The following is a 13535-nucleotide window of genomic DNA, read 5'->3' as shown; positions in this document are numbered from 1 at the left end:
ATATGAATCATTTAGAATTATTTAGTCAAAATAAGATCATTCAAAATTGGCAGGCAGGACTAAGTACATTAGGCAGACAACTAGTGATGGGACTTTCAGGGTCAAGCAAAGCAATGGCTATCGCATCAGCTTATTTAACCCAAGAAGAAAAAATAGTCGTTGTAACTTCCAGTCAAAACGAGATGGAAAAATTAGCTTCAGACTTATCTGTCTTGCTAGGCGAAGAATACGTTTATCAATTTTTTGCAGATGATGTTGCAGCAGCAGAATTTATTTTTTCATCACTTGATAAGGCTCTTTCACGAGTAGAAGCTCTTAGTTTTTTAAGTCAACAAGAAACGAAAGGTATTTTATTAGTCTCTTTAGCTGGCCTTAGAACGATCCTGCCACAGCCAGATTTTTTTAAAAAGAGTCAGTTTCAACTGACTATCGGACAAGAAGAAGATATTACTCAAATCACTAAAAAACTTCATCGTTTAGGCTATCAAAAAGTATCTCAGGTTATAGCTCCAGGCGAATTTAGTCATAGAGGAGATATTTTAGATATTTATGAAATAAGAGAAGAAACTCCTTTTCGAATCGAATTTTTTGGTGATGAGATTGATGGGATTAGAAGTTTTGATACGGATGATCAAAAATCTCTAAAGCAAATGGATAGCATTAAAATAGGACCAGCAACTGACCTGATTTTCAGTCAAGAGGATTTAGAACGAGGGTTAAAAAATTTAGAGAAAGCTATGTTATCTGCACCTTCTGAAACAAGGACCTATTTAGAAGAAGTAAAAGCGGTTACTACTGACGGTTTCAAACACAAAGATATTGGAAAGTTTAAAGCCCTTTTTTATGATAACAATTGGACCCTTATGGATTATATCCCTAAGGGAACTCCTCTCTTTTTAGATGACTTTCAGAAAATTGTGGATCGTAATGCCAAATTTGACTTGGAAATAGCTCATCTGTTGACAGATGATTTACAACAATGTAAAGCTATTGCAAGTCAAACTTATTTTGCAGATAATTATCGCCAATTTCGCAATTATAAACCGGCAACCTTTTTCTCAAATTTTCATAAAGGTCTAGGTAATATTAAATTTGATCGTTTACATAGCTTGACTCAATATGCGATGCAAGAATTTTTCAATCAATTTCCTTTGTTAATTGATGAAATTAACCGTTATCAAAAATCAAAAGCCACAGTTTTGGTTCAAGTAGAGTCTCAGCAAGCTTATGAACGATTACTCAAATCCTTTGATGATTATCAGTTTCAACTTCCCCTTGTTTCAGCTGACGCTATTCAAAAAGGAAAAGCACAAATCATTATTGATCACCTTTCCACTGGTTTTTATTTTGCAGATGAAAAAGTAGCTTTCATTACAGAACATGAAATCTATCATAAGACGATAAAAAGACGAGTTCGCCGTTCTAACATTAGTAATGCCGAACGCTTGAAAGATTATAACGAACTGTCTAAAGGGGATTATGTCGTCCATAATGTCCATGGGATTGGACGCTTTTTAGGTATTGAGACAATCCAAATTCAAGGTATTCATAGAGACTATGTCACTATTCAATATCAAAATTCAGACCGCATTTCTTTACCTGTTGAACAAATTGAACAGCTTTCTAAATATGTTTCGGCTGATGGTAAAGAGCCTAAAATTAACAAATTAAATGACGGTAGATTCCAAAAGACCAAACAAAAAGTCAGTAAACAAGTCGAAGATATAGCAGATGATTTATTAAAGTTGTATGCTGAGAGAAGTCAGCAAAAAGGGTTTCAATTTTCAAAAGATGATGACTTACAAGAGTCTTTTGATAATGACTTCGCTTTTGCAGAAACTGATGATCAAATCAGATCGATTAAAGAAATTAAAACGGACATGGAAAGCAGTCAACCGATGGACCGTTTATTGGTTGGTGATGTTGGTTTTGGTAAGACAGAGGTGGCAATGAGAGCAGCTTTTAAAGCTGTTAATGACCATAAGCAAGTTGCTATTTTAGTCCCTACAACAGTTTTGGCACAACAGCACTACGATAATTTTAAAATCAGATTTGAAAACTATCCCGTTGAGATAGCTGTTTTAAGCCGTTTCCAAAGTAAAAAAGAACAAACACAAACCCTTGAAAAACTAAAAAAAGGACAAGTTGATATTATTATAGGGACACACCGTCTTCTCTCTAAAGATGTTATTTTTTCAGATTTAGGTTTAATCGTAATTGATGAAGAACAACGCTTTGGGGTTAAACATAAAGAAAAATTAAAAGAGTTGAAAACCAAAGTAGACGTCCTGACCTTAACTGCTACCCCAATTCCTCGAACCTTACACATGTCTATGTTAGGGATTCGTGATTTATCCGTTATTGAAACGCCTCCGACAAATCGCTATCCTGTGCAAACTTATGTTTTAGAAAATAATCCAGGCCTTATTAGGGAAGCTATTATTAGGGAAATGGACCGAAATGGTCAAGTTTTCTACGTTTACAATAAAGTTGACACGATTGACAAGAAATTATCAGAACTACAAGAATTAGTTCCGGAAGCCTCTATTGGTTTTGTTCATGGTCAAATGAGTGAAATTCAACTAGAAAATACATTAATTGACTTTATTAATGGGGCATACGACGTCTTAGTAGCGACAACAATTATTGAAACGGGAGTCGATATTTCAAATGTTAATACCTTGTTTGTTGAGAATGCCGATCATATGGGATTGTCAACTCTCTATCAACTTCGAGGAAGAGTTGGACGAAGCAATCGAATCGCCTATGCTTATCTTATGTACAGACCAGACAAGGTGCTTTCGGAAGTTTCTGAAAAACGTTTGGAAGCTATAAAAGGCTTTACAGAGCTTGGATCTGGTTTTAAAATTGCCATGAGAGACTTATCTATTCGTGGGGCAGGAAATATTCTGGGAGCTTCTCAAAGTGGTTTCATTGATTCGGTAGGTTTTGAAATGTACTCACAATTACTAGAACAAGCCATTGCGGCTAAACAAGGTAAAACAAGTGTGCGTAAAAAAGGAAATGCGGAGATTAATTTACAAATTGATGCTTACTTGCCAGCAGAATATTTAAAAGATGAACGTCAAAAAATTGAGATTTATAAACGAATTCGTGAAATTGATAGCAAGGATGCTTATCTTGAATTACAAGAAGAAATCATGGATCGCTTTGGAGAATATCCAGATCAAGTAGCTTACTTATTAGAGATAGGACTACTTAAGTATTATATAGATAATGCCTTTGTGGAAATACTTGAAAAGAAAACGAATCAACTTCTTGTGCGATTTGAAAAAGCCTCGTTACAATATTATTTAACTCAAGATTATTTTGAAGCTTTATCAAAAACGAGTTTAAAAGCGAAAATTAGCGAAAATAAAGGTAAAATTGATATTATCTTTGATATCAGAAATAAAAAGATTTACGATATCTTAGAAGAATTGATAACGTTTGGAGAAGCACTTAGTGAGATTAAATCTAGAAAAGTTACCAGATCAAACTAAAAAATCAAGTCTGCTTATAACCATTAGTGGTTTAGTATCAAAATTTTTAGCAGCTATTTATCGTATTCCCTATCAAAATCTAGTTGGTGACAGGGGTTTTTACGCCTATCAGCAAATCTACCCTTTTTTAGCTATTATTTCAGCTTTAAGTTTAACTGCTCTTCCTAATGTGATTGCGAGCATTGCACAAAGAAAGAAGCCTGATCAATTAAAGACTTTGTTTGCTTTACAATTAATACTGAGTGTCTTATTTGCTACTGGCCTTTTTATTTGGCATAGACAGCTTGCATTTTGGATTGGAACACCTAAATTAGCACCTGCTATTATCTTGACAGGATGTACTTTGTTAACAGTTCCTTTTATTTCTTTTTATCGAGGCCTTTCTCAAGCAAAACTTGATATGGCACCTACCGCTATTAGTCAAGTTATGGAACAGATCATCCGAATTGTTATTATCATTGTTGCTGCTTTATGCTGTTTCTATTATGATTGGACCATTTATCTTATGGCCAATGTAGCGGCCAGCGGTAATTTAATTGCTAGCTTAATCGTTTTAATTTATCTGAAACAGCGTAGTGATTATTCCTTGATATCTTTTCTAAAAGGGCATTTAGTTTTTAAGGAGATGAAAAATATAGGATTATCTGTTTTTATCTTTACTTTTTATGCTATTTACCTTTTAATTTTTCAATTAATCGATTCCTTTTTTGTTAAAAATAGCCTTGTTTCTTCTGGCTATTCAGAAATCCTAGCTGAGGTTACCAAAGGGCTATATGATAGAGGTCAGCCTTTAATTCAATTTGGATTGATTTTTACTACTGCTTTATTTACTAGTTATTTACCACGTTTGACGCAATTGCATCATCATGATAAAAAAGACTACCAAAAAGAAAGTCAATTCTTTTTTGAATTTATATGTTATTTTAATTTAACCTTGACTGCTGGTTATGTCACTATCTTGCATTTGATGAATCAGTTATTATTTGAAGATAATCAAGCATGGTTGCCACTAGCTTTGTATTTAGGTGTTATCTTTTTGTCTAGTGTTATCCAATTTTGTCACCAAAAATGTTTTATTGAAAATCTTCGCCGGAAGTCGTTTTATATCTTAAGTATTGGGATTTTAGTGAAGTTAGTCTTAACACCTATATTAACTTACTATTATGGAATTCTTGGGAGTTCGTTATCAACACTTCTACCACTTGTTTTTGTGCTATGTCTTTATGTCTTTTTGGCACAAATAAACTTAACAACTGTCATTAATGTTAAATACTTTTTGGCTTTGTTGGTGATGATTTTGGTGATGCATGTGATAATGCCTTATTTACCTGTCAAAACACGTTTACAAACTTTAGCTAGTTTACTTATAGTGGCTGTGAGTGGACTTTTAGTCTTCTTATTGTTATGCCGTAAATTCCTTGTTTTCCATCAGAAATTATGGTCTTTCCTACCATTTATAAAGGAAAAATGGTAAAATGAAAGGGATTGTGGGGTAATATATGAGATTAGATAAATTTTTGAAAGTATCACGAATTATAAAACGTCGCCCTGTTGCTAAAGAAGTTGCAGATAAAGGACGTATCAAAGTGAATGGAGTACTCGCTAAGAGTTCAACTGATTTAAAATTAAATGACACCATCGAAATTCGTTTTGGAAATAAACTATTAACGGTCCGTGTACTGGAAATGAAAGATAGTACGAAAAAAGAAGATGCTTTAAAAATGTACGATATCATCAGTGAGACAAGGATTGAAAGTCATGAAGAAGTCTAGCGTTGTTCAATTAAATAACCACTACATTAACGAAGAAAATCTCAAAAAACGTTTTGAAGAAGAAGAAATTCAAAAGAGAAATCGTTTTATGGGATGGATTTTGGTGAGTATGATGTTTCTATTTATCTTGCCGACTTATAATTTGGTTAAAAGTTATGTTGGTTTTGAAAAACAAAACGAACAAGTTGTTAAATTGCAAAAAGAATACGATAGCTTAAACAAAAGTACCAAAGCGGAAAAAGAATTAGCCAAACGGTTAAAAAACGAAGAATTTGTTAAAAAATATGCACGTGCTAAATATTATTTATCACGAGAAGGAGAAGTGATTTATCCAGTTCCTGGATTACTACCAAAATAATAATGGATAATCTTATTGAAAAAATCGAAACCTTTTTATCTTTTTCAGATATCAAGTTAGCAGAACTTGAAAAAAAGAATCAAGAGTTAGTTGAAAAAAAGAGCGATAAAACACTTGCTAGAAAGGAATTGTCATGAAAAAGTTATTAACAGTGATGTTAATGACCTTTTTCTTGACACCTTTAACAGTTATCAGTACTGAAAAATCAATGGCGTTTTCAAATACTACACTTTATCAATTACGTCAAGATGTGGTTACAGCTAATACTTATTATCACTCCTTACCAATTAACCCAAACTTGTTTCAAGAAACAGAAGTTTATACAGATCCTGAATTAACTGTAGTTCAAAAAAGACTAGAGCCTAATAAAGAGCTTAAACTTAAATCCCTTTTGATTAATGCCCATCAGATTCCTGTTTTTGAATTAACTGATGGGACTTATCTAGAAGCTAGTCGACATATTGTTTTTGAAGATGTAATGATTAGTGAATCAAAGACGAATATGACAGCTTGGGCGCAAAAAAAAATGACAGTATATCAAGAGCCTTACGTCTTGGGAGTGAAAGAAGCTAATGTTTCATTTGACTTTGGACAAAAGCTATCTGTTCAAAAAACAGCTCAAACCCAACATGGCACTTATCTGTATGTCGATGGAAAAGGTTGGATCAATGATTTAGAAGTTTCGATGACAGATAATCGAATGCTTAAAGTTCAAGAAATGTTGACTCAAAAATACCAAAAAGAGAATTACTCTATTTTTGTGAAACAATTGAATACCCAAGCTAGTGCGGGAATAAACGCAGATAAACGCATGTATGCTGCAAGTATTTCCAAATTAGCAACTCTTTATCATGTCCAAAAGCAATTAAATCAAGGGAAAATAAGAAAAGATAAAGCTTTGAAATACCTTGATAAAGTTAATCATTTTTATGGGGATTATGACCCATCAGGAAGTGGTAAAATTAGTAAAACAGCTAATAAAGAAGAATATAGTGTTGAGACGCTATTAAAGGCTGTTGCTCAACAGTCAGATAATGTAGCTACTAATATTTTAGGTTATTATATCTGTCACCAATATGACCAATCTTTCATGAACGAAGTAAGGGCTTTAACAGGAAGTAATTGGGATATGGAGGAACGTATACTCTCTTCACGAGCTGCTGCTAATATGATGGAAGCAATTTATTATCAAAATGGAGAGATTATTTCTTACTTATCTGACACCGAATTTGATAATCAACGTATTTCTAAAAATATAACTGTTCCTGTAGCACATAAAATTGGAGATGCCTACGATTTTAAACATGATGTTGCTATTGTATACGTAGATACACCATTTATTATCTCTATTATGACCGATCAAGCTTCCTATGATGACATTACTAATATCGCTGATGATGTCTATACTATTTTAAAATGACCTATCAAGAAATTTATCGTTTGATTCAATCTAAAGCTTATTTTTCAAAGCATCAAAAAGTGCTGATTGCCGTATCGGGTGGAGTAGATTCAATGAATTTACTGCACTTTTTGCATACCTTTCAAAAAGAATTAGGGATTGAAATTGGGATTGCTCATGTCAATCATAAACAAAGACAAGCATCAGAAGAAGAAGAAACTTATTTAAAAGAATGGGCTAGAAAAGAAGATATTCCTTTTCACGTAGCTTATTTCAATGGAGAATTCTCAGAAGAAAAGGCGCGTGTTTTTCGTTATCAGTTCTTTAAGCAAATCATGTTTAAAGAAAATTATACCGCTTTAGTCACAGCTCATCATGCAGATGATCAGGCAGAAACTATCCTTATGAGACTCATAAGAGGAAGTCGTTTGAGACATTTAGTCGGTATCAGAGATCGTCAGCCATTTGGTAACGGAGAACTTATTCGTCCTTTTCTGACATTGACTAAGGCTGATTTGCCAATACCTTATCATTTTGAAGATCATTCTAACTATAGTTTATCCTATTTTAGGAATCGTGTTCGTCATCAGTACATAGAAACACTAAAAAAAGAAAATCCTAATATCACACAGGCTTTGCAAGAATTATCTTTTGAAAGCGAGTACCTCTTTCAAGCTTTTAGAGAATTAACTCGGGATGTAGAGGTGACTAATCGTTGTGAATTCTTGAACCAAACAGAAGCAGTCCAATATTTTTTATTACAAGATTACCTTGATAAAATTCCTGAATTAACACTCAAAAAAGCGCAATTTAAAGAGTTATTAAGATTAATTAAAGAGAAAAAACAAGGCACAATCTATCTAAAAAACCAGTATTCACTGATACTGGAGGAAGATGTCTTTCAAATCACTAAAATCATTCCTAAGACGGAGTTTAAATTACCATCTCAAATGCTAGAATATGATAGTGTGCTTATATATCAGCAATACTCCTTTGCTTTTAAAAAGGAGCAGTTAAAAAAGAGTACTGATATAGAAATACCTTTATACAGTTTATCATCAATTCAATTACGAGGACGTCAAGCTGGAGATAGTATTGATTTTGGGAAGTTTTCAAAAAAATTAAGACGTCTCTTTATTGATGAAAAATTCACTGCTAAGCAACGTCAAAATGCTATTATAGGACAACAAGATAATCGCATTATTTTTGTCATTGTAGGTGATAAAACATATTTGAGAAAAGCTTCTAAACATGATATAATGTTGGCTAAACTGTATATTGATAAATTAGAAAAAAGGTGACAGCATGCTCGAGCAAGATATTAAAAAAGTTCTTTATACCGAAGAGGACATTATTCAAAAAACAAAAGAACTTGGCGAACAATTAACTAAAGATTACCAGGGGAAAAATCCTTTGATGGTAGGTGTTTTAAAAGGTTCTGTTCCATTTATGGCAGAATTAATGAAACATATTGATACGCACGTAGAAATTGACTTTATGGTTGTTTCTAGCTATCATGGTGGTACAATAAGTAGTGGTGAGGTCAAAATTTTAAAAGATGTTGATACCAATATTGAAGGTCGAGACATTATTTTTGTTGAAGATATCATCGATACGGGTCGTACCTTAAAATATTTACGAGACATGTTCAAATATCGTAAAGCAAAATCAATTAAAATTGCGACTCTTTTTGATAAACCAGAAGGACGTGTGGTAGAGATTGATGCGGATTATGTCTGTTATGATGTTCCAAATGAATTTATTGTTGGATTTGGTTTGGACTACGCAGAAAATTATAGAAACTTACCATATGTAGGAGTCTTAAAGGAAGAAGTCTATTCAAAATAGAAAAAGGTCAATTATTACTATATGAAAAATAATAAAAATAATGGTTTTGTAAAAAATTCCTTCATATATATATTAATGATTGTTGTAGTCATAACAGGATTTCAATATTATTTAAAAGGAACTAGTACACAAAGCCAACAGATTAGTTATTCAAAATTAATCAAACAGTTAAAAGCTGGTGATATTAAAACGCTTAGTTATCAACCAAGTGGCAGTATCATTGAAGTAAAAGGTAAGTACGAAAAACCTCAAAAGGTTTCGGTTGAACCAGGTTTATCTTTTTTAGGAAATGGTACTTCGACAAAAGTAACAGAATTCACGTCTTTGGTTTTGCCGACTGATTCTATTTTGAAAGAAATGACAGGGGCAGCGGATAAGACAGATACTGAAATTAATGTCAAACAAGAAAGTTCAAGTGGTACTTGGATCACTTTCTTAATGAGTTTCTTGCCAATTATCATTTTTGCTGCTTTCATGATGATGATGATGAATCAAGGCGGCGGCGGTGCTAGAGGTGCCATGAGTTTTGGTAAAAACAAAGCGAAATCACAGTCTAAAAGCGATGTCAAATTTCGCTTTACAGATGTTGCTGGCGCTGAAGAAGAAAAGCAAGAGCTTGTTGAAGTTGTTGATTTTCTTAAAAATCCTAAAAAATATAAAGCACTCGGTGCCAGAATCCCAGCTGGGGTCTTGTTAGAGGGTCCTCCGGGAACTGGTAAAACACTGCTTGCTAAAGCTGTTGCTGGTGAAGCCGGCGTTCCTTTCTTTAGTATTTCTGGTTCAGACTTCGTTGAAATGTTTGTCGGTGTCGGGGCTAGTCGTGTTCGCTCTCTTTTCGAAGATGCTAAAAAAGCTGAACGTGCAATCATCTTTATCGATGAAATTGATGCTGTTGGTCGTCGTCGCGGCGCAGGTATGGGCGGTGGTAATGACGAGCGTGAACAAACCTTGAACCAACTCCTCATTGAAATGGATGGTTTCGAAGGCAATGAAAATATTATCGTTATTGCAGCAACCAATCGTAGCGATGTGCTTGATCCAGCCCTTTTAAGACCAGGTCGTTTTGACCGTAAGATTTTAGTTGGACGTCCAGATGTCAAAGGTCGTGAAGCCATCTTACGTGTCCATGCCAAAAACAAGCCATTAGCTGAAGATGTTAACTTAAAAGTTGTTGCTCAGCAGACGCCAGGTTTTGTTGGTGCCGATCTTGAAAACGTCTTAAATGAGGCAGCTTTAGTTGCGGCTCGTCGCAATAAAGATAAAATTGATGCTAGTGATATTGACGAAGCAGAGGACCGTGTTATTGCGGGACCATCTAAGAAAGATAGACAAGTTAACAAAAAAGAACGTGAAATGGTTGCTTATCATGAAGCAGGACATACAATTGTTGGTTTAGTCTTATCAAATGCTCGAGTTGTTCATAAAGTAACAATTGTTCCTCGTGGACGTGCAGGAGGCTATATGATTGCACTTCCAAAAGAAGATCAAATGCTTCTTTCTAAGGACGATTTAAAAGAACAATTAGCAGGACTTATGGGTGGACGTGTTGCCGAAGAAATTATTTTCAATGCTCAGACAACGGGAGCATCAAATGACTTTGAACAAGCAACACAAATGGCTCGTGCTATGGTTACTGAATATGGGATGAGTGAAAAACTTGGACCGGTTCAATATGAAGGCAATCATGCTATGATGCCAGGACAATTGTCTCCAGAAAAATCTTATTCTGCTCAGACGGCACAGTTAATCGATGATGAAGTTCGTGACTTATTAAATCAAGCACGTAATCAAGCGGCAGACATTATTAAAGAACATCGAGAAACTCATAAATTAATTGCTGAAGCCTTACTTAAATATGAAACATTGGATGCAGCTCAAATCAAGTCTATTTATGAGACTGGTAAAATGCCTAATGATCCAGATGCAGAAGAAAAAGAAATTCATGCTTTATCTTATGATGAAATCAAAGATAAAATGTCAGAAACAAAAAAAACTGATCAAGTTTAACTGTTCGAATGAGAGTCAGGGTATCCTGACTCTTTTTTAATGAAATTTACAATGTTTCTAAAAAATGATACACTATTGGAATAAAACCATTGAATTAGGAAAAAACAATGAAAATATTTCGTAAAAAAAGCAAAAATGACACAAGAACTGAAATGAATAGACATTTGAAAGTCAGTGATCTTGTTTTCTTAGGACTCGGCTCCATGGTTGGAACTGGTATCTTTACTATCACAGGAATTGGTGCCGCTAATTATGCAGGACCTGCTTTAACAATATCTATTGTTATATCAGCTATAGCAATTGCTATACTTGCCTTATTTTATGCAGAGTTTGCTTCTCGGATTCCATCTAATGGAGGAGCATATAGTTATGTTTACGCTACTTTAGGTGAATTTCCTGCATGGATAGTAGGTTGGTACATTATTATGGAGTTCCTAACTGCTATATCTAGTGTTGCTGTAGGATGGGGAAGTTATCTAAAAGGCATGCTTGCAAACTATGGAATAACACTTCCTGCTGCATTGAATGGAACTTATAATGCTAAAGAAGGTACCTATATTGACTTATTACCTGTCTTAGTTATGTTTTTTGTGACTGCCATTGTGTTAATGAATTCAAAGGCAGCTTTGAGATTTAATAGTTTTTTAGTGATTTTGAAATTCTCTGGACTTGCGCTTTTTATTATAGTAGGAATTTTCTTTATTGATGGTCAAAATTGGTCCAATTTTGCTCCTTATGGACTTGGACAAATTTATGGTGGTCAAACTGGTATCTTTGCGGGAGCATCAGTCATGTTTTTTGCCTTTTTAGGTTTTGAATCCATTTCCATGACAGTTGATGAGGTCAAAGATCCTCAAAAAACAGTTCCAAGAGGCATAGTGTTATCGTTAACTATAGTGACGATTTTATATATCGTTGTCACAATGATACTTACTGGTATTGTACATTACACGAAGTTAAACGTTCCAGATGCTGTAGCTTTTGCTTTAAGAAGTGTAGGATTAACTTGGGCAGCTGATTACGTTTCTATTGTAGCCATTTTAACTTTGATTACTGTCTGTATTTCAATGACATATGCTCTTGCTAGAATTGTATATAGTATCAGTCGTGATGGATTACTTCCAAAATCTCTTTATCAAATTACAGCAATCTCTAAAGTTCCTAAAAATGCGACTTTAGTTGTTGGCTTATTATCAATGATATTTGCTGGCCTATTTCCTTTAGCAAGCCTAGCAGAGTTCGTTAATATCACAACACTTGCCTATTTGATTATTATGTCTTTTGCCATTATACGTCTGCGCAAAAGTCAAGGAGCTCCTAAACAAGGTGAATTTAAAACTCCCTTTGTTCCCTTTCTACCAATTCTAGCCATTATTATTTGTGCATCTTTCATGAGTCAATATATGCCTTTTACTTGGCTAGCATTTGCGATCAGTACTTTAATAGGTACACTAATTTATGTATTATATGGTTATAAGCATTCTAAAGAGCATTTTAATAAAGAACTTTGATGACATCAAAGTTCTTTATTTTATAGCAATTTCCATTTTTGAGTTACAAACAGTAATATAACTTAAATCTATTTGTAAAAAACAACCCACGTTGTAAAATGAAGTGCAACAAAAAAGACATGTTCGTCTGATATACTAGAATTCCCCAATTCAGTATGGAAAGCAGATGAACATGTCCAACATTAATTCTACCAGAAAATCATCCTATTCTCATCTTTCAGCCACAGAACGGGGTGAAATTGCTGCTTATCTTAAAATGGGAAAGAAACCCGCTGAGATTGCTCGACTCTTGGGTCGTCACCGTTCTACAATCTGCCGAGAAATAAAACGTGGTTCAGTAGAACAGGTAAAGGATAAGAATGGAAAACAAACCTTCTTCAACGCCTATTTCGCTGATAGTGGGCAACGTGTCTATGAAACCAATCGTCAAAAGAGTTCTTATCTCAAGTTGAATGACTGCTCCGCTAGGTTCATTGAACAATTAGAATCTGCCTTGACGGCTAACATTCGTCTCCATAGTGTGGATAGTTTTGTTCAGACTTACAAAGTGAACCATCCTGAAGAAGTCGTCCCCTCTACCAAAACGATTTATCGTTATATCAAAGAGGGGGTATTAGCTATTAAACCAATCGATTTGCCTAAGATGGTTAGTATCAGAAAACGTTCTAAGAAAGTCATGAAGACGAATAAGAAGACTTTAGGTAAATCTATCGAAGAACGTCCAGAATATATTAATGATCGTTCTGAATTTGGGCATTGGGAGATTGATTTGGTTCTCGGCAAGAAAACCAAAGGTGAAGCTGTTATGTTGACTTTGGTAGAGCGCCAGACACGCTATGCACTAGGAGTTAAGCTAGAAGACAAGCAGTCCCAAACCATTAACCGTGCTGTCACGCATCTCATCAGTCAGTATCCTATTGCATCCATCACAGCGGATAATGGTTCTGAGTTTAGTTTACTCTCAAACTTAGAAGCTGTTGAAGTTTACTTTGCACATCCCTATTCTTCACATGAGAGAGGAAAAAACGAGAACTTCAATGGCCTCCTCAGAGAATATGTCCCTAAAGGAGTCTCACTTAATCCACTAACCTCTGAAGAACTTGACAATTATATTACTGCCATCAATGAGCGCCCAAG

Annotated in this window: 11 protein-coding genes; all 11 read left to right on the top strand. The window is 34.5% G+C overall.

Annotation, left to right across the window (positions count from 1 at the left end; all coding sequences use genetic code 11):
- The first annotated feature begins 2 nt into the window (after positions 1-2).
- Entirely contained in the window at positions 3-3503 is a 3501-nt protein-coding gene (mfd, locus tag STRIC_RS02060; RefSeq protein ID WP_008087713.1) for a transcription-repair coupling factor, read from the top strand.
- Complete coding sequence (locus STRIC_RS02055; protein ID WP_008087723.1) at positions 3466-4977, top strand: oligosaccharide flippase family protein; 1512 nt, start codon at positions 3466-3468, stop codon at positions 4975-4977. Before mfd ends, STRIC_RS02055 begins: the two co-directional genes overlap by 38 nt.
- Positions 4978-5002: 25 nt before the next feature.
- Positions 5003-5275, top strand: a complete 273-nt coding sequence (locus tag STRIC_RS02050; RefSeq protein ID WP_008087592.1) for an RNA-binding S4 domain-containing protein — start codon at positions 5003-5005, stop codon at positions 5273-5275.
- The gene (locus STRIC_RS02045) at positions 5262-5633 is read left to right on the top strand and encodes an FtsB family cell division protein (RefSeq protein WP_008087696.1); all 372 of its coding nucleotides are present in this window, start codon (positions 5262-5264) and stop codon (positions 5631-5633) included. The genes STRIC_RS02050 and STRIC_RS02045 overlap by 14 nt, the downstream gene beginning before the upstream one ends.
- 2 nt (positions 5634-5635) lie before the next feature.
- Positions 5636-5770, top strand: coding sequence for an SP_0009 family protein (locus tag STRIC_RS12855; RefSeq protein ID WP_008087752.1), 135 nt, complete (start codon positions 5636-5638; stop codon positions 5768-5770).
- Positions 5767-7053 (top strand): serine hydrolase, encoded by a 1287-nt coding sequence (locus STRIC_RS02040; protein WP_008087600.1) that lies wholly within the window; start codon positions 5767-5769, stop codon positions 7051-7053. The genes STRIC_RS12855 and STRIC_RS02040 overlap by 4 nt, the downstream gene beginning before the upstream one ends.
- Complete coding sequence (gene tilS, locus STRIC_RS02035) at positions 7050-8333, top strand: tRNA lysidine(34) synthetase TilS (RefSeq protein ID WP_008087751.1); 1284 nt, start codon at positions 7050-7052, stop codon at positions 8331-8333. Before STRIC_RS02040 ends, tilS begins: the two co-directional genes overlap by 4 nt.
- Before the next feature lie 4 nt (positions 8334-8337).
- Positions 8338-8880 carry a hypoxanthine phosphoribosyltransferase gene (hpt, locus tag STRIC_RS02030; RefSeq protein ID WP_008087572.1) on the top strand — a complete coding sequence of 181 codons (543 nt, stop codon included), beginning with the start codon at positions 8338-8340 and terminating at the stop codon, positions 8878-8880.
- Positions 8881-8901: 21 nt separating this feature from the next.
- The gene (ftsH, locus tag STRIC_RS02025; protein ID WP_040831842.1) at positions 8902-10887 is read left to right on the top strand and encodes an ATP-dependent zinc metalloprotease FtsH; all 1986 of its coding nucleotides are present in this window, start codon (positions 8902-8904) and stop codon (positions 10885-10887) included.
- A gap of 107 nt (positions 10888-10994) precedes the next feature.
- A complete protein-coding gene (locus tag STRIC_RS02020) occupies positions 10995-12398 on the top strand; it encodes an APC family permease (protein WP_008087548.1) in 1404 nt (467 codons plus the stop codon).
- 172 nt (positions 12399-12570) lie between these two features.
- A partial coding sequence (locus STRIC_RS02015) for an IS30 family transposase (RefSeq protein ID WP_200857363.1) occupies positions 12571-13535 on the top strand: 965 nt, incomplete at its 3' end.

It is taken from the genome of Streptococcus ictaluri 707-05 (assembly GCF_000188015.2).
Taxonomy (GTDB): domain Bacteria; phylum Bacillota; class Bacilli; order Lactobacillales; family Streptococcaceae; genus Streptococcus; species Streptococcus ictaluri.
This window is presented reverse-complemented; position numbering and strand designations above follow the sequence as displayed.

What these genes read in the sequence shown, in the direction of transcription:
- mfd (WP_008087713.1), top strand. Translation starts at nt 3, where the DNA reads ATGAATCATTTAGAATTATTTAGTCAAAATAAGATCATTCAAAATTGG.
- STRIC_RS02050 (WP_008087592.1), top strand. Translation starts at nt 5,003, where the DNA reads ATGAGATTAGATAAATTTTTGAAAGTATCACGAATTATAAAACGTCGC.
- STRIC_RS02045 (WP_008087696.1), top strand. Translation starts at nt 5,262, where the DNA reads ATGAAGAAGTCTAGCGTTGTTCAATTAAATAACCACTACATTAACGAA.
- STRIC_RS12855 (WP_008087752.1), top strand. Translation starts at nt 5,636, where the DNA reads ATGGATAATCTTATTGAAAAAATCGAAACCTTTTTATCTTTTTCAGAT.
- STRIC_RS02040 (WP_008087600.1), top strand. Translation starts at nt 5,767, where the DNA reads ATGAAAAAGTTATTAACAGTGATGTTAATGACCTTTTTCTTGACACCT.
- tilS (WP_008087751.1), top strand. Translation starts at nt 7,050, where the DNA reads ATGACCTATCAAGAAATTTATCGTTTGATTCAATCTAAAGCTTATTTT.
- hpt (WP_008087572.1), top strand. Translation starts at nt 8,338, where the DNA reads ATGCTCGAGCAAGATATTAAAAAAGTTCTTTATACCGAAGAGGACATT.
- ftsH (WP_040831842.1), top strand. Translation starts at nt 8,902, where the DNA reads ATGAAAAATAATAAAAATAATGGTTTTGTAAAAAATTCCTTCATATAT.
- STRIC_RS02020 (WP_008087548.1), top strand. Translation starts at nt 10,995, where the DNA reads ATGAAAATATTTCGTAAAAAAAGCAAAAATGACACAAGAACTGAAATG.